18 protein-coding genes are annotated in these 17568 nt (G+C 35.4%); 4 read left to right on the top strand and 14 right to left on the bottom strand.

Annotated elements, in window-relative coordinates; genetic code table 11:
- Positions 1 to 50: 50 nt before the first annotated feature.
- From topA to HCB38_RS05220, 13 genes are all read right to left on the bottom strand, one after another.
- Entirely contained in the window at positions 51 to 2129 is a 2079-nt protein-coding gene (gene topA / locus HCB38_RS05280) for a type I DNA topoisomerase (RefSeq protein WP_185318628.1), read from the bottom strand.
- Between the two features lie 269 nt (positions 2130 to 2398).
- Positions 2399 to 3259 carry a DNA-processing protein DprA gene (gene dprA / locus HCB38_RS05275; protein WP_185637775.1) on the bottom strand — a complete coding sequence of 287 codons (861 nt, stop codon included), beginning with the start codon at positions 3257 to 3259 and terminating at the stop codon, positions 2399 to 2401.
- A gap of 134 nt (positions 3260 to 3393) precedes the next feature.
- Positions 3394 to 4179: a ribonuclease HII gene (rnhB, locus tag HCB38_RS05270; protein WP_185637773.1), complete on the bottom strand. Its 786-nt coding sequence runs from the start codon at positions 4177 to 4179 to the stop codon at positions 3394 to 3396.
- Positions 4176 to 5039 carry a ribosome biogenesis GTPase YlqF gene (gene ylqF / locus HCB38_RS05265; RefSeq protein ID WP_185318625.1) on the bottom strand — a complete coding sequence of 288 codons (864 nt, stop codon included), beginning with the start codon at positions 5037 to 5039 and terminating at the stop codon, positions 4176 to 4178. Before ylqF ends, rnhB begins: the two co-directional genes overlap by 4 nt.
- Positions 5040 to 5048: 9 nt before the next feature.
- Positions 5049 to 5591 carry a type I signal peptidase SipZ gene (gene sipZ / locus HCB38_RS05260; protein WP_185318624.1) on the bottom strand — a complete coding sequence of 181 codons (543 nt, stop codon included), beginning with the start codon at positions 5589 to 5591 and terminating at the stop codon, positions 5049 to 5051.
- A 102-nt stretch (positions 5592 to 5693) separates the two neighbouring features.
- Positions 5694 to 6263, bottom strand: a complete 570-nt coding sequence (sipY, locus tag HCB38_RS05255) for a type I signal peptidase SipY (RefSeq protein ID WP_185637771.1) — start codon at positions 6261 to 6263, stop codon at positions 5694 to 5696.
- A gap of 35 nt (positions 6264 to 6298) precedes the next feature.
- The gene (gene sipX, locus HCB38_RS05250) at positions 6299 to 6865 is read right to left on the bottom strand and encodes a type I signal peptidase SipX (protein ID WP_185318622.1); all 567 of its coding nucleotides are present in this window, start codon (positions 6863 to 6865) and stop codon (positions 6299 to 6301) included.
- Positions 6866 to 6984: 119 nt separating this feature from the next.
- The gene (gene clpX, locus HCB38_RS05245) at positions 6985 to 8244 is read right to left on the bottom strand and encodes an ATP-dependent protease ATP-binding subunit ClpX (RefSeq protein ID WP_185318621.1); all 1260 of its coding nucleotides are present in this window, start codon (positions 8242 to 8244) and stop codon (positions 6985 to 6987) included.
- Between the two features lie 185 nt (positions 8245 to 8429).
- Positions 8430 to 9713 (bottom strand): trigger factor, encoded by a 1284-nt coding sequence (gene tig / locus HCB38_RS05240; RefSeq protein WP_003730674.1) that lies wholly within the window; start codon positions 9711 to 9713, stop codon positions 8430 to 8432.
- 114 nt (positions 9714 to 9827) lie between these two features.
- On the bottom strand, positions 9828 to 10766 hold the full coding sequence (locus HCB38_RS05235; RefSeq protein ID WP_185318619.1) for a hypothetical protein: 939 nt from the start codon (positions 10764 to 10766) through the stop codon (positions 9828 to 9830).
- 257 nt (positions 10767 to 11023) lie between these two features.
- Entirely contained in the window at positions 11024 to 11689 is a 666-nt protein-coding gene (locus HCB38_RS05230) for a hypothetical protein (RefSeq protein ID WP_185607718.1), read from the bottom strand.
- 15 nt (positions 11690 to 11704) lie between these two features.
- Positions 11705 to 12238 (bottom strand): matrixin family metalloprotease, encoded by a 534-nt coding sequence (locus HCB38_RS05225; RefSeq protein ID WP_185318617.1) that lies wholly within the window; start codon positions 12236 to 12238, stop codon positions 11705 to 11707.
- 92 nt (positions 12239 to 12330) lie between these two features.
- Entirely contained in the window at positions 12331 to 12546 is a 216-nt protein-coding gene (locus HCB38_RS05220; protein ID WP_185318616.1) for a helix-turn-helix domain-containing protein, read from the bottom strand.
- 150 nt (positions 12547 to 12696) lie between these two features.
- Here HCB38_RS05220 and HCB38_RS05215 point away from each other — a divergent pair, with 150 nt between their 5' ends.
- The 4 genes from HCB38_RS05215 to HCB38_RS05200 all read left to right on the top strand — a co-directional run bounded on the left by HCB38_RS05215 (position 12697) and on the right by HCB38_RS05200 (position 16509).
- Positions 12697 to 13092, top strand: coding sequence for a helix-turn-helix domain-containing protein (locus HCB38_RS05215; RefSeq protein ID WP_185318615.1), 396 nt, complete (start codon positions 12697 to 12699; stop codon positions 13090 to 13092).
- An 80-nt stretch (positions 13093 to 13172) separates the two neighbouring features.
- Positions 13173 to 14312, top strand: coding sequence for a PrsW family glutamic-type intramembrane protease (locus HCB38_RS05210; RefSeq protein WP_185637769.1), 1140 nt, complete (start codon positions 13173 to 13175; stop codon positions 14310 to 14312).
- A gap of 135 nt (positions 14313 to 14447) precedes the next feature.
- The gene (gene proB / locus HCB38_RS05205; RefSeq protein WP_185318613.1) at positions 14448 to 15278 is read left to right on the top strand and encodes a glutamate 5-kinase; all 831 of its coding nucleotides are present in this window, start codon (positions 14448 to 14450) and stop codon (positions 15276 to 15278) included.
- Entirely contained in the window at positions 15262 to 16509 is a 1248-nt protein-coding gene (locus HCB38_RS05200) for a glutamate-5-semialdehyde dehydrogenase (RefSeq protein ID WP_185637766.1), read from the top strand. The genes proB and HCB38_RS05200 overlap by 17 nt, the downstream gene beginning before the upstream one ends.
- A 19-nt stretch (positions 16510 to 16528) precedes the next feature.
- Here the strand turns inward: HCB38_RS05200 and HCB38_RS05195 are convergent, their stop codons facing one another.
- A complete protein-coding gene (locus HCB38_RS05195) occupies positions 16529 to 17449 on the bottom strand; it encodes an alpha/beta fold hydrolase (protein WP_185637764.1) in 921 nt (306 codons plus the stop codon).
- Positions 17450 to 17568 lie beyond the last annotated feature (119 nt).

Genomic DNA, 17568 nt, shown 5'->3' with positions numbered 1-17568 from the left:
CGCGCAACAATGGCAACACAGGAACTATCCGAGTGCTGCCATTTTTCCATTTATTGTTGTGTGGATTCTTTATAATCACAATTTGTACATTGTACTTGTACGCCTTTTTTCAATTTTTTCTCTACTAATGCACGCTTATTACATTTTGGGCAAGCTCTTTCAACTGGTTTATCCCAAGAAACATAATCGCAATCTGGATAACGATCACAACCATAGAAAATACGCTTTTTCTTGCTTTTTCTTTCTATTACATGTCCTTTTTCACATTTTGGACAAGTAACGCCGATTTCTTTAACAATTGCTTTTGTATTTCGGCAATCAGGAAATCTGCTGCACGCAAGAAACTTTCCATATTTCCCCATTTTGTATACCATTGGTGCCCCGCATAAGTCACAATCGATACCCGCTGGTTCATCTTTAATTTCAATTTTTTCCATTTCAGCATCAGCTTTAATAACATTTGGTTCAAATTGTTTATAAAACTCATCAATCACTTTAACCCATTCAACTTCACCATGCTCTACTTCATCTAATTCACTTTCCATATTAGCGGTGAACTTCACATCTAAAATTTCTGGGAAATATTCCTCAATCATTTCATTGACTATTTCACCAAGTTCAGTTGGAACAAAACGTTTATTTGTTAGCGAAACATAATTTCTACGCTGGATTGTATCTAATGTCGGTGAATACGTCGATGGACGCCCAATACCAATTTCTTCAAGTGTTTTTACTAATCTTGCTTCTGTGTAACGTGGAGGTGGCTGCGTGAAATGTTGACGCTGTTCGAGTGATTCGGACTGCACCTTGTCGCCTTTTTTCAAATCCGGTAAAATATTTTCTTTTTCTTCCGTATTATCATCGTTACTTTCAACATAGACTTTCATAAAACCATGGAATTTGATTTTAGATCCGTTTGCTCTAAAGTTAACACCATTATTATCCAAATCAACTCGCATTGTATCTAGTACAGCTGGTGTCATTTGGCTAGCAATAAAACGTTCCCAAATTAAGCGATATAATCGAAGTTGGTCTCTCGTTAGATATTCTTTTACTTCTTGCGGGTTTCTCATAGCGCTCGTTGGACGAATCGCTTCGTGAGCATCTTGTGCGCCTTTAGCATTTTTATCAGATCGTTTATGATTACGGGAAAATTCAGCCCCATATGTTTCTTTAATATAATTACTTGCTTCTAAAATAGCTGAATCTGCAATACGAGTAGAGTCAGTACGCATGTAGGTAATTAAACCAACTGTACCTTGTTTTCCAAGAGTGATTCCTTCATAAAGCTGTTGAGCAAGCATCATTGTTTTTCTAGTACGATAATTTAATTTCCTCGCTGCTTCTTGTTGTAAACTTGATGTAGTAAAAGGTGCAGCGGGATTTCTAAGCCGTTCTTTTTTAGTTACGTCAGTCACATCAAATGTTTTACCTTTAATTGCCGACATTACTTCTTTAACATCATCTGCAGTGGATAGTTTTTTCTTCTTACCATTCACACCATAAAAATTAGCTTGGAATTTTTTCTTCCCTTTTAGGAAATTTCCGTCAATTGTCCAATATTCTTCCGGTTTGAAATTATTAATTTCTTTTTCGCGGTCAATAATAATTCGTAGAGCAATAGATTGCACGCGTCCCGCACTTAGACCTTTTTTCACTTTCTTCCATAAGATAGGACTAATGTTATAACCAACTAAACGATCCAAAATTCTTCTCGCTTGTTGGGCGTTCACAAGGTCCATATCAATTTTTCGTGGTGACTTAAATGATTCTTTTACTGCTTCTTTTGTAATTTCATTAAAAACTACACGTAATTTATCTGATTGGTCTAAATCTAAACTATTAGCCAAATGCCACGCAATTGCTTCTCCTTCGCGATCTGGATCGGCTGCGAGATAGACTTTTTTCGCTTTTTTGGCTGCTTGTTTTAAGTCTTTCAAAACAGGGCCTTTTCCGCGAATCGTAATGTAACGAGGTTCGTAGTCATGTTCTGTATCTACGCCCATCTGACTCTTCGGTAAATCCCTCACATGGCCCATTGAAGCTTTAACTTTAAATTTCTTTCCTAAATACTTCTCAATTGTTTTTGCTTTTGCAGGTGACTCTACAATCACTAAATAATCTGCCATATCTATATATTCCTCCCTGATTTGGGTCAATACACGGGCTTAACTAGTTGCTATCATACTATTACAGTCTTAGCCTCGCGTTCAATAAGTTTGCATGCTGACTTTTCACATAATTCAGTAGTAAATATTAGCCCTTCCTACTGGGTTTGTCAATGACTTTTAATAAAAAAACCATTTTATGTGGTGTAAAACAGCTTTCTTTAGCAAACTTATCTTAAAAAATCAGGAATTGCAAGCCAAATCACTTAAAAAGAATAATTTCACTACTTTTATAGCTTAATTTGAAAAAATTCTTCTATTATATTGTTTGTATTTAAAATTAACTTCGCACCTTCTTGAATTAAACGGTTTGTACCTCTCCAAGTATCTATAAAAATATTACCAGGAACCGCAAAAACTTGTCTATTTTGTTCAAGAGCAAAATCTGCTGTTATTAATGAGCCGCTTCTTTCAGCAGCTTCAATTATCACTGTACCGACCGCTAACCCGCTAATAATACGGTTACGTTCAGGAAAATACCATCTTCTAGCTTCTTCATTTGGTAAATATTCACTTATAAGTAAACCCTTTTCTGTTACTTCTTCTGCTAACGATTCATTCAAACGTGGGTAAATTCTATTCACTCCAGAGCCAAGTACTGCAATAGTAGCTCCCTTTTTGCATAAGGCCGCTTTATGAGCTTCTGCATCTATTCCAAGCGCCAGTCCGCTAACTATCGTGAAACTATGATTTGAAAGTTCACCAGCTATTAATGAGCACGCTTTTTTACCGTACTCACTCATTCGTCGTGTTCCGACAATTGCAATGGCTTGTTTTTTTAATAAATCTATATTTCCTTTACAAAACAATAGGGGTGGCGCTTCATATATTTCTTTAAGTAATTCAGGATAGGCATCATCAAGGATACAAACTATTGTTACTTCTTCTGATGAATAAATTACTGCTTCCTCTAATTCAGTAATCACCTGCTCTTTTATGTCTGGGGTGAAAAAATTAGTTGCAACTTGTTCTATTGACATCTCCCAACAATTAAAATTAGTTATTTTTTGCCAGATTACGGCCCTTTTTTTAGCAGAAACAGATTTACATGAAGCGATTTTTAACCAAGTGTCTCGTTTTTTAAAATTCATTTTCTGCACCTCCGTGATTGTTATTCCCTAGTGTACAAAGATAAGTCTTTTTTGTAAAATCGATAAAATTTACTTTTAAGCCCCAAAAAGCGTATTTTCTGGGGAGAAAATACGCTTTCAACTTAAGTATTTAACTATTTTAGTCTTTCAAAATGTGATTTTGCTTCTTTTACAGGCGAAAAACTTAAACGATGAATCGGGCAAATCCCAATAGTATCTAAGCCCTTCAAGTGTTTCTTCGTCCCATAACCCATATTGTTTACAAAATCATACCCTGGATATAGTTCATCATATTGTTGCATCATTCTATCTCTTGTAACTTTGGCAATGATAGAAGCACAAGCGATAGAAATACTTTTCGTATCACCTTTTATAAGTGATAACTCCGCTTCAGAGTATTTTAGCGGCATAGCATCAATTAAGGTAAAATCAGGTGCTGGATTCAATTCTTCTAACGCCATACGCATGGCTAATTTTGTCGCTTCATAAATATTTACTTGATCAATTACATCATGCTCAATAATTCCGATTCCAATAGAGATAGCTTCTTTTTTAATTATATCAAAAAGCGCATCCCGTTTCGCTTCATTTAATTGTTTAGAATCATTAATACCAAGTACAGAAAAATCTGCCGGTAAAATGACTGCTGCAGCGACTACTGGACCAGCTAACGGACCACGACCTACCTCGTCTACCCCAGCGATATGCTGGAAACCTTGTTTTAAGAGCTCCGTCTCATATTGTTTCATTTCTATTAATTTTGCAGCTAATTTTGCTTCTTTTTCCCATTTTTTCCGGGTCGAGCGCAGGAGTCTTTCTACACCTTTTCGTTCATCTCTTAAGCAGAGTTGAAAAAAAGGATCTTGTTCTGAAGTCACTTGGCTGAGTTTTTCTCGGATAATAGATATAGGTTCGCTCATTCAGCAGCATCTTCCCAATTAGGGAAATCAAAAGACATTCTTCCTAATTTTTGTTGACGGATTTCTCGAACAACGGTCTCAGCTGCACGTGAATAATCAGGATCATTATAACGATCTAAAAGTCCTCTTTTTTCAGCAATAAAAGCTAGTGTTTCAATTGGATCTTCTGATACTGTCTCTACTTTTAGCCAATTTTGAAGGCGATCAGGGTAATGTTTTTCTAAGAATCGTAGGCCATAACCAGCAATTTCTTCCATTTGTAATAAATCATCTTTAATCGCACCAGTTAATGCTAATTTATAGCCAATTTCTTGGTCTTCAAACTTAGGCCATAGAATCCCTGGTGTATCTAAAAGTTCTAGTGTTTTTCCCACCTTAATCCATTGTTGAGCTTTAGTGACTCCTGGTTTATTCCCAGTTCGTGCAATATTTTTTTTTGCCAAACGATTAATCAGTGTCGATTTTCCTACATTCGGAATTCCGAGTATCATCGCCCGAATAGCTCTTGGTTTCATACCTTTACTTCTTAAACGTTCAAACTTTTCAGCCATTAATTTTTCAGCTGCCTGTTCGATTTTAAATAAACCCTTTCCTTCTTGAGCATTGACTGCTACTGCTGGTAAGCCTTTCTCAGCAAAATAATCAATCCATTCTTTGGTCGTTTTCTCGTCAGCTGTATCTGCTTTATTTAAAATAATCACTCGTCTTTTTTGGTGAATAATTTCTTCTAGCATTGGATTGGATGAAGATAGTGGGATACGTGCGTCTACTAATTCAAAAATCACATCTACTAGTTTTAATTTTTCTGTCACCTCACGACGAGCTTTGGCCATATGACCTGGAAACCATTGAATTGTCATCATATACTCCTAATCTATTAGTTTAGCATCTTCAATTGGCCAATAACAAATAGGTGTTGTTCCAAGCACCTTACTTAGTGGTATCGGACCTATTATTCGGCTGTCTTTGCTTGCCCTACGATTATCACCTAAAACAAAATAAGTATCTTTTGGAATTTTACCCCCATCTAGTTGATCTTTAGAACTGTAATCATCTGTTAGGTAGCCATCTTTCAGCTTTTCTTTGTAAGTATCTAAATACGGTTCATCATATTTTTTTCCATTAATGTAAAGTTGATCTGCTTTATACTCCACTGTGTCACCAGGTAAACCAATCACTCGTTTAATGTACTCTTTTCCATCTGTTTCACGAAAAACAATTACATCAAACCGATTTACTTTACCAAACCGATTTATAATGACACGGTCATCACTATGAAGCGTGGGCATCATCGAAATTCCATCCACAAGAATAGGCACGAACAAATAAAAACGGATTATAACAGCTAATAACACTGCTAAAACAGCCGCCCAAATCCAAGACCATAACCGTTTTAAATTCTTCTCCTTCAAAAAACTGCACCGCCCTATTTTTTACTAACAGTCTTATTATAAACGAAAAAACTTTCATTTAATAGATAAATCCGCGAAAAAGTAACTTTCACGGATTTCTTATTATTTCCCAAATTGAATTACTGTACCATTTACCGTATTTTCATCAATAAATCCAAAAACTCGGCTATCAGAACTACCACCGCGGTTATCCCCGAGAACAAATAGCTTGCCTTTTGGAACCATACTTTCTCCCGTCATATCTGATAATGTATAATCCGCTATATATGGTTTTTGATTTGGGTCCGGGTTCCATAGTGTTAGCGTTCCTTCTGGCAAATAACTTTCAACTTTTCGCTTACCATTTAAATATAATTCACCATTTTTAAAAGCAATTTTATCTCCTGGTATGCCAATAACTCGTTTGATAAAATGTTCACCTGATCCAATCATTGGTGGTTCATCAAATACAATAATATCAAAGCGATCAGGACTTGTTATTTTCTCAATAAAAATTCGGTCTCCATCTTGATAGGTAGGAACCATAGATGTTCCTTCTACTTTCACTGGCGCAATAACAAAATTACGAATAACTAATGCAATTGCAAGTGCTGCTACAATAACAAGCACCCAGCTTAATAATTGATGTGTCCTGCTTTTTTTCTTAGGCTTTTCTTCCAAATAATCTGCCATCTACGTCTCCTCCTAGAACTCTTCGTAAGTTTGAACTATCGCTTCAAAGACTTTCCAAACGAAATTACTTTCCCAAGAACTGTATCTTTGGAAATAAAGCCGATATAGCGACTGTCCTTACTTACTTGACGATTATCCCCTAACACAAAAAGTTTGCCATCTGGAACAGTAAGAGAGCCATCAGAATATGGAATATCAGCCATCGTAAAATTAGGATCGCCTTTATCATCTGTTGTTAAATAACCACTAGTTAAAGCACTTTTCTCAGAATCTAAATATGGTTCCTCATACTTTTTACCATTAATATAAAGTTGGTCTTCCTTATACTCCACTTTATCTCCTGGTAGACCAATCACTCGCTTAATATACTCTGCATTTTCTTCATCAGGGGCAGGAAATACAATAATATCAAAGCGTTTTGGATCAGATATTTTATTAATAAATAGATGTTCACCATCATGTAGTGTTGGGTCCATTGATTTCCCATTAACAGTAACTGGAGAAATTAAAAAATAACGAATACCGAAAGCGAGTATGAGCGCAATGATAATTATTTTTATCCATCCAAATGCCCCAGAAAAAAATTTATTTTCACTTTTCATGTCTTTTTATCCTCTCCAATTATTATTAATAAAGTATAGCACGAAACAAGCCGGTTGTTACAGTAAAACAAGCTGGATTAACATAAAAAATACGCGCCATTTACGACGCGCATTTCGAATCATGCTGATGTTTTAATAGGGATAATGGAACCATCCTCTAATTGCAGCTGAGGTTCTTCTTCACCGCGAGCTGCTTTATCAGTAATAATACACTTTGTAATGTCATCACGAGAAGGAATTTCGAACATGACTTCTAACATGATTTGTTCAATGATGGAACGAAGACCACGAGCCCCAGTTTTACGTTCAATCGCCTCTTTCGCAATTTCAATTAAAGCTGTAGGTTCGAATTCAAGCTCTACATCATCAAGCTCTAACATGCGTTTATATTGTTTTACTAAAGCATTCTTCGGTTCTGTCAAAATGGAAACTAGTGCGGCTTCATCCAGTTGTTCTAGTGTTGCAATAACTGGCAAACGACCGATAAATTCTGGAATTAATCCGAATTTTAATAAGTCTTCTGGAACAACGCGAGAAAGATAAGTTTCATCTTCTTTTAGTTTCGCATTATCAGTTCCAAATCCAATGACTTTTTCACCCATTCGATTTTTTACGATTTGTTCGATTCCGTCAAATGCCCCACCAACGATAAATAGAATGTTTCCTGTATCAATTTGAATTAACTCTTGATGAGGGTGTTTTCTACCACCTTGAGGAGGAACACTTGCAACAGTCCCTTCCAAAATTTTCAGCAATGCTTGTTGCACACCTTCACCGGAAACATCTCTAGTAATGGATGGATTTTCAGATTTGCGAGCAACTTTATCGATTTCATCAATGTAGATAATACCTTTCTCGGCTTTCTCTACATCATAGTCTGCTGATTGAATTAGTTTAAGAAGAATATTTTCTACATCCTCCCCAACGTAACCAGCTTCTGTTAGTGAAGTCGCATCTGCAATCGCAAACGGAACATTAAGAATTCGCGCTAATGTTTGAGCAAGAAGTGTTTTACCACTACCAGTTGGACCGATTAAACAAATATTACTTTTTGAAAGTTCTACTTCATCTTCTTTAGTTTCATTGGAATTAATACGTTTATAGTGGTTATAAACTGCTACAGCGAGTGCTTTTTTAGCACGTTCTTGACCAATAACATAGTCACTTAATATATGACGGATTTCTTGTGGTTTTGGCACCTCACCAAAATCAACAAATTCAGAAATACCTAGCTCTTCTTCAATAATTTCATTACAAAGCTCGATACATTCATCACAAATATAAACACCTGGACCGGCCACTAATTTACGTACTTGATCTTGAGTCTTTCCGCAAAAGGAGCATTTAAGTTGGCCTTTTTCGTCGTTAAATTTAAACAAAATATTTCACCCCTTCGCATAGGTATGTTCTTTATAGGCGATTTTTACATCTCCTATGTGTGTTAATAATATCATTTGTTTATTAGAAATGCCAATCATCTGTATTCATATTTCTACATTCAGAAGGACACGAGTATAACTCATGTCCCCCTCATTTTTAATGAAATTATTCAAACAATCGTAGTTTATTTTTCCACTGCGCTATCTAATAATACATCAATAGCTTTACGGATTTTAAGGTCAGATTTAAGTTCGCTCATATCGCCAAGTGCAGCACGAACAGCGTCTTTTTCCATACCATATTTTTCAGCTAATGTAGAAATTTCTTCGTCAATAGCTTCTTCAGTTGGTTCAATGTTTTCAGCTTCCGCAATAGCTTCAAGCACTAGGTTCATTTTCACGCGTTTTTCAGCGTCTTTTTCCATTTGTGCGTGCATTGCTTCTTCTGTTTGACCAGTGAATTGGTAATACAATTCAGGAGTTAGACCTTGTGCTTGTAAATCTTGTGCAAAATGATTCATTAAATGATCAGCTTCATGGTGAACCATTGCGTGTGGAATATCCACTTCTGCATTTTCAACAGCTTTCGCAATAACTTCTTCTTGTTTAGCTTGAGCAACTGACTCTTCTTTTGCTTCTTGTAAACGTTTAGAGATTTTTTCTTTTAATTCATCTAAAGTTTCTACTTCTTCGTCAATGTCTTTTGCAAGTTCATCGTCAAGAGCTGGAACTTCTTTTGTTTTGATTTCATGTAATTTCACTTTGAATACTACTGGTTGTCCAGCTAAATCTTCCGCATGATATTCTTCAGGGAAAGTTAACTCGATATCCGCTTCGTCGCCAGCTTTTAGGCCAACTAATTTTTCTTCAAAACCAGGAATGAATTGTCCGCTTCCAAGTTCTAGAGAATGATTTTCAGCTTGTCCACCTTCAAAAGCTACGCCGTCTTTAAATCCTTCAAAATCAAGGATAACAGTGTCGCCATTTTCAGCAGGAGCATCTTCTTTAACAACTAACTCAGCTTGACGCTCTTGTAATTGTTTTAATTCAGCTTCTAATTCTTCTGTTGTTAGTTCTGTTTCGCGTTTTTCAACTTCAAGACCTTTATAGTCTCCTAGTTTCACTTCAGGTTTTACTGTAACTTCTGCTGTTAAAACCCAAGTTTCACCTTTTTCCATAGACTCAATGTTTACTTGTGGAGTGTCTACTGGATCAATTCCAGCTTCGTCAATTGCAGCAGAATATACTTCTGGTAGCAAGATATCAAGCGCATCTTGGTAAAGTGCTTCTTCGCCAAAACGTTGATTGAAAATTTGACGTGGAACTTTCCCTTTACGGAATCCTGGTACGTTAAGAGTTTTACGTACTTTTACGAAAGCTCTATCTAAACCTTCTTTTACTTTTTCTTGTTCAATTTCAAAAGTAAGTTTTCCAACATTACCTTCTTGTTTTTCCCATTTTACTGACATGGTATAATTCCCTCCATCATCTATTTAGTTCAATTTAATTGCTCTCATGACAAGTTTCAGCCATACTCACTAATAATAACACAGATATCCCTGACTTGAAAACAAGAAATATCATTATATAAAATAATTTTGCTGCCTTATTTCTAACTCTTCAATAATTGAAATTGCTTCCTCAACTGCCTCTTGATTTACTGCGTCTGAAATCATGCTAACATCGCCGTACATAGAGTTAGCCCATTTAAAGTATGCATTTACCCATACATTTACTTCTTTTGGCTCAAGTTCAAACGGATAAAGCATAAATAAATGTTGTTGAATAATCCCTATTATTTGTTCTAATAAACTAGGATTACTGTGTTCAAGTTTATCTGTGAGACCAGAAAACAGTTCCATCGCAAATGTATTTTCGGCTAACATTGGGACTTCACTGGGGTTAAAGGTGCCAGTCTTTTCAATTTTTCGAACTTCTATTTCTTCATTTACTTCCTTTTCTTGCATCAGCTCAAAGATCATTGACTGTACAAACGGAGAAAAACTTTCATCCGCTAAAAACACTTTAAAAGCTGGTAAAAAGTCATCAATTTCTAGAAAACGAGCTTCTTGTAAAAATTCGAGTTGTTCAGCAATTTGCCACGAAGCAAAATCCCGAATATCTTTTCTAGGAACAAATTGTTTAGGAAATGGAATAACATTGTTCGTTACTTGCTCCGTGTCTTCCTGTTTTTCTTCTTCCATATAATGACGAACCAATGTAAAATAAGTATCCATATTATCTTCTTGCATAAAAGTAACAGATAATTCTCCTAAAATTTCCTTATTGTAGCCATTCATTGTTAAGAAATTTTGGCCTATTTCTTGCGCTTTTTTAGTTTTATTCGTCTGATTATAAAATTGAATTAATCTATGTACAATTTCCTCGTTGCATGGTTCTTGGTGATACGCATTTTCCAAATAATGCAGCGTACTCATTTTTTCTTCTTCAGTCAACGAGGCAATCCCTTTTTCCATAAATTTTTTAACGCTTACCGGAAAAAAAGCACCACTTTCACTCATCGTTTTATCTCCTTTTATTCAAAAAGCTTTATTTATTCTAACTGGATTTACCCTTATTGTAGAAAGTCTAACCATTTTCAACAAAATATGTTAACTTGGATTTGATTCATTCTACTTGGATAGTTTAGTTCTGTCAAGTGAGTTTGGTGGTGTTTTATTACGTAAAATTGTCTGGAATAAGCCTTTGCTTTATCAAATTTTTTTGCCAACAGAAATATAGACCTCGATTTTTTATTTCGAGGTCCAATTCACTTTATTTACTCACTATATTCTGTTAAAACTTCTTGATACATTTCCTGATATATTTCTTCTATATTATCTGTTTCTTCCGTAGTTTCTCCACCATCTAAAAATAATTCTTCTTTGGGTAACTCTTCCTCTGGGAATTTACTTATAACAGCATTTGAAAGAATATAGTTATCACCATCTGGATTTTTTTCTAAGAAAAGTGTGTATTCTTCCCCGTTTTCCATGTTTTTATAGCCATCAATCGTTAAATCATATTCTTTTCCCTCTACTAAAACATTTTCTACACTATACTCTAATACTTTGATAGTCATATTCTCTTTCAATTTTCCTGTTGTATCTTTTTCGATAGAATTTATTTGCACATTGCTCATTGTATAAAAATCGGTTGGGAATATATTTTCTTTCGTTTCTTTAGTTACTGTGGCTTTTTCTGATTTCTTAGTAGCCTTCACAATAATTGGGGCGCCTTTTTCAAGCGTATCCACATCTTCAGCAAGTTCTAGGTATTTTCCGTGGTAGGAAACAACGCCATTATTAGCTTTTACAGTTTCCGATTCGCTTTGTGTAGTTGTTTGTTCTTCTGTTGGTTTTTCTTTAACACTTTCGCTATTAGAACAAGCAGTTAATATACTAAGGCTTACTAAACCTATAACCATTATTATTTTTCTTTTCATCATCCATCCTCCTTTTTACTTGTATAAAGCTTTAATGCCATTTAAATCATCTGTTTGCGGCTTAGTTTTATTGATAAAGCCTTTATCTAGCATAATTGCATTTCTGGTTTTTACATGCCCTAAGCCAAATCCATGGCCAAATTCATGCGCTACGGTTTCTATTTTGTGATTGTTTGAAAGTGAACGGAAACCTTTGTAAAGTGTAATTTCATTTTTCACAATTAACTTATTTGATTTGTAGTAAGTTGTATTACATACTGCTAAGACGTCTCCTTTGTTCGTTCCTGAACTACTAACGGTAAAGTTTGGATTCACATCATTTCCCATACTCACCGTATTTAGGTACGGGGAAGTATTCCAAGATTTTGCGCCACTAATAATGATATTTTTAAATCCTCTAGCTGAACCATTAATATAAATTTTAAAATTTTTGGCGCTACTTTTCGTCAATACATATCCGAGTTTTGAATATGCACTTACGTTAGTCGGTATGAGGAACGAAACTAATACCGTCAAAATAAGAAACATTACTAAAGTTTTTTTCTTCATGTTGTTTGCTCCTTTTTTTATATTACCACATGGTGTGGCTCATTAACTAAAAACGCTCATTTTGAGTGCTTTTTAGTTATTTTTAACCTATGCTACTCATAAAAACACTTTAAATCACACATTAAAATCTCACTTAAAATAACGGCATTTTTATGAGATAATCGTACACTTCCCTTTTCGATATTGCTATATCCTGATGTGTACTTGTAGCCCATTTTCCTTGCGATAAAAGCTTGTGTAATTCCCCGTTCTAACCGTAATTCCCGAATTTTGGCCGTGTTAATTTTTCTGCTGTCTACTGTTTTCATGTCATCTTCTCCTTATCTACACAGTTTGAGTTATTAATATAATAATAACAACTCAATTAGAGGTTGTCAATTGAAAATTAATTCACTTTGTGTTAAATTATAGCTAAATTGAGTAAAATATTGTATAATCAAACAAAAAGGAGTGAAATTATGCCAAATTTAAGTAACAGACTCACTTTACTACGAGAAAAACAGGGATGGTCAAAAGCAGAAACAGCAAGAAGATTAGGTTTGAAGGCACCCTCTACTTATGGCAACTGGGAATATGGTATTCGTGAACCTGATTTAGATATGGTTACACAAATTGCAACTCTTTATGATGTGAGTGTAGATTATTTGTTAGGTCAACAAAGTATCCCAACCTATACTCCTAGTGAACTTCAAGGGGAGAAAGATATTGCTAAAAGAATGATAAAAATTAGTGAAGATTTAAGATATGAAGATGATTTGAATTTAAATGGAGAGCCTTTGAATGAATCAACAGCTCATTTCCTAGCTGATTCCATTGATTTTCTCTATGAACAAGTGAAAAAACTTAACGATTAAAATTTTCTATTCGTTTAACTTTGCCTTTTTTTGGGAATAATTAACAGAGTCAAAATAAAAAGTTAAAGGGGGAGTTTCATTTGTCAGAATGGTACTTCAAAAAGAACGAGCAGAAAATGGGGCCTTTTACAAATGTAGAAATGATTGCTCTATATAAAAAGAACGAAATTAATGATTTTACATTGGTCCAAAAATCCCCTCATCCTGAGTGGGTCGCTTTTAAGCAAACAGAATTACATCAACATGCTTTAAATCATGGGAATTCAGAACTAAAAATCAAAAATCTATTCTCTGCTGTATTCAAAAAGCATTCTAAAGAGGAAGGTGAGAAAGTCTTTATTGCTGGAACAAAATATACGACGCCGGCAACAAGTGACATTCCACATACTTGGCCTCATCCTTGGGTGTTTTCTAGAGTATTCTTAGTTTTGATCATTACGTACTTTTTACTTCTTGCTTGTACATATTTGTTTGATAACAGCAATACTATACCCGGGCTGATGGTTATTGGCTCTTTCGCAGTTCCGTTTTCGGTCTTATTATTCTTTTTCGAAACAAATGCACCGCGAAATATCAGCGTTTTTGATGTAGTAAAGATGTTTTTCATTGGTGGGGTCGCAGCACTTGTGGCAACTCTTGTCATTTATTCGATTATTCCGGTTGGAAAATTAAACTATTTTAATGCTTTATTAGTTGGTTTTATAGAAGAAACTGGGAAAATGATTATTGTTGCCCTATTCATCCGCTCGCTTAATTCGAAGTATATTCTAAATGGCTTATTAATTGGTGCTGCTGTTGGAGCTGGATTTGCTGCTTTTGAATCACTTGGATATGCATTTAACTATAGTGTCGATGCAGCATTTTTATTCAAGGATATTCATATTGCTGGTGAAACAATGATGAATGTTATCTTTAGTCGTGGTTGGCAGTCTATCGGTGGTCATGTTGTATGGGCTGCAATAACTGGTGCTGCTCTTGTAATTGCTAAAGGAGATCAAAAACTAGGAATGAACCATATTTTCACGGGCACTTTCTGGAAATGGTTTATTATCCCGATTGCTTTACATTTCGTTTGGGATTGTCCTTTCAACCCATTACCTACTATTGCGTTTAAACAAATTGTTCTAATCGTAATTGTGTGGTTCGTTATTTTACGCCTAATCAGTAAAGGATTAAAACAAGTTTCAGTCATCTCAGCTGCGAGTAAAGCTACAAAATAATAAAAAAGGATTCTAAGAAAATTTCTTAGAATCCTTTTTTTAGTGATTACTTGGTCAAACAACAATATATTATAGACATATCTCTATTTTCATGTAAAATAGAAGTATTATCTAATTAGCAGAGGGGTCATAAAAATGCGCGAATCTTTAAAAAATAGCAAGAGATTAGTTATCAAGGTTGGTACAAGTACATTAATGTATGGAAATGGCCATATTAATCTAAGAACTATTGAAAAATTAGCGATGGTTTTATCCGATTTACGTAATGAAGGAAAAGAAGTTATCTTAGTTTCTTCTGGCGCTATTGGAGTTGGCTGTCATAAATTACAACTTCCAGTGAGACCCACGAGTATTCCAGACCAACAAGCAGTCGCTTCTGTTGGACAAAGTGAATTAATGCATATATATAGTAAGTTTTTTGGTGAATATGGACAGGTTGTTGGTCAAGTCCTACTTACTCGTGATGTAACTGACTTCCCTATTAGTAGAGAGAATGTTATGAACACGCTCGAAAGTCTCTTAGAACGCGGTATTATTCCTATCGTAAATGAAAATGATACAGTTGCTGTTGAGGAACTAGAACATGTAACTAAATACGGCGATAACGACCTTCTTTCAGCTATTGTAGCTAAACTCGTGCAAGCTGATTTACTTATCATGCTGTCTGATATTGATGGTTTTTATGGTAGTAATCCTTCAACTGACCCAAATGCAGTTATGTTTTCTGAAATTAATCAAATAACACCAGAAATCGAAGCACTTGCTGGCGGTAGAGGTTCTAAATTCGGAACTGGCGGCATGTTAACTAAACTTTCCGCTGCTTCTTATTGTATGAATGCTAACCAAAAAATGATTTTAACCAATGGCAAAAATCCTACAATTATTTTTGATATAATGCAAGGTGAACAAATCGGGACTTTATTTGCGAGTAAAAAGGAGGAATTTTCCCATGACGGAACTCATTAAAAAAGGAAGTGCCGCTAAAGAAGCAGCCCAATTTTTAGCGCAAGCATCAACTAAGCAAAAAAATGCAGCTTTGCTAAACCTAAGCAATGATTTGCTTGCTCATACAGCTTCCCTTCTTGAAGAAAACAACAAAGATATTATACGTGCTCGGGAAAAAGGAACACCTGAAACAATGATTGATCGCCTCCGTTTAACAGAAGAAAGAATAAAAGAAATTTCTGACGCTGTTAAACAAGTTGTTGCTTTGAAAAATCCAATCGGAGAAGTAACTAATATGTGGAAAAATGAAGCCGAACTCACTATCGGAAAAACAAGAGTCCCACTTGGAGTTATAGGTATCATTTATGAATCAAGACCAAACGTTACAGTTGATGCTTCTGTACTTTGTTTTAAAACTGGTAATGCTGTTATTTTACGTGGTGGTAGTGATGCAATTGATTCGAATAAGGCTCTTATGTCCGTTATTCAGAGTTCACTAGAGGCATCTGGCTTTCCTCGTTCTAGTGTTCAATTAATTGAAGACACATCTCGTGAAACAGCTCGTGATATGATGCGTTTAAATCGCTTTTTAGATGTTCTTATCCCGCGTGGTGGAGCTAAATTAATTCAAACTGTTCTTGAAAATGCTACTGTTCCAGTCATTGAAACCGGCACAGGAAATTGTCATATTTATGTCGATAAAGCTGCTGAAAAACAAATGGCAATCGATATTTTAGTGAACGCAAAATGTTCGCGCCCTTCTGTTTGTAATGCAGCAGAAACCTTACTTATTCACCAGGATGTAGCAGACGCCTTTCTTCCTGAAATGGAAACTGCTTTAAAGGAGTATAACGTTGAATTACGCGCGGATGAACGCGCACGAGAAATTCTAAAAGAGTCTAAAGCAGCAACAGAGTCAGACTGGGAAGATGAATTTTTAGACTTTATTTTGGCCATTAAAGTTGTAGATTCAGTAGATGAGGCAATTAATCACATTAATAAATACGGGACAAAACATTCCGAAGCAATTATTTCGAATGATTATGCAACTGGACAAGCTTTTCATCAAAAAGTCGATGCTGCGGCAGTATATATTAACGCTTCTACTCGCTTCACAGATGGTTTTGCAATGGGATTTGGTGCAGAAATTGGCATTAGTACGCAAAAGCTTCACGCCAGGGGGCCAATGGGCTTAACGGAGCTCACCTCTACTAAATATATTATTTTCGGAGACGGTCAAATCCGCAATTAAAAACAAGGAAGCCTATTGGTTAGGCCTCCTTGTTTTTTGTATTCAACCAAGCAATTACATCTTTAAAAACAGTTTCTTTACATAATTCATTGACAAGTTCATGACGCGCATCTTCGTATATTTTATAGGTAACATCTTCCACTCCAGCTGCTTCTAAAGCTAAAGCGATTTTAGGTGTATCTTTCCCAAAATGCCCTACTGGATCATCACTACCTGACAGTAATAAAATAGGTAAATCTTTCGGTACACTTTCGATAGTTTGTTTTTGCTGGCTTATTTTAACTGCTTCAAAAAGATTATGGAAAAATCCGCTCGTTCCGACTACTGGCCCACAAAACGGGTCTTTCTCATAAGCTTCATAAATCGCTACATCACGTGAAAGCCAACTGAAGCGATGATTTTCATTAAACGGCTTATTATATCCCCAAAATGCTAATTTATTTAGAAATCCGCTTCGTTTCATTTCATCTTTTTTTACCCGGTGTTTCGTTATAATTTGTCCCATTTTTAGTAACGGAATTGGTTGTAACCCGCTTCCGCTAAGTATTACTCCGTCAACTTGATGTTGCGCCATAAAAGTGCGGATGACAAAACTTCCCATACTGTGTGCGAAAATAAAATAAGGCCGTACGGGGTAAGTTTCTTTTAAATAAGTTCGAACAACTACTTCATCTTGTATCATATTTTGAAAACCTGTTTCACCGTCTAAATGACCCAAATAACTTTCATCTATAGCTGATTTTCCAAACCCACGATGATCGTCTGCTACTACAATATATCCCGCTTCATTCAAACGTTCAGCAAACAAGCCATATCTAGCCCCGTGCTCTGCCATGCCGTGAACAATTTGAACTACACCAATTGGATTTTCAACTTCATCCCATATATGTAAATGTAAATCTAACCCATCTGTCGCTTTTAATTTTATTTGTTTGTACATGTGTCTCCCTCCCATTTCATCTTAATATTAGTATAACATCTGGCACTTATTTTCACTATTTCACTGCCTTTTATTAGGACTTTTGTATAACTAGTTAAAAAGTTACAGTTCCAACTATT

The organism is Listeria farberi (genome assembly GCF_014229295.1).
GTDB lineage: Bacteria > Bacillota > Bacilli > Lactobacillales > Listeriaceae > Listeria > Listeria farberi.
The sequence above is the reverse complement of the archived record's forward strand: the minus strand, read 5'-3'. Positions and strand labels throughout refer to the sequence as shown.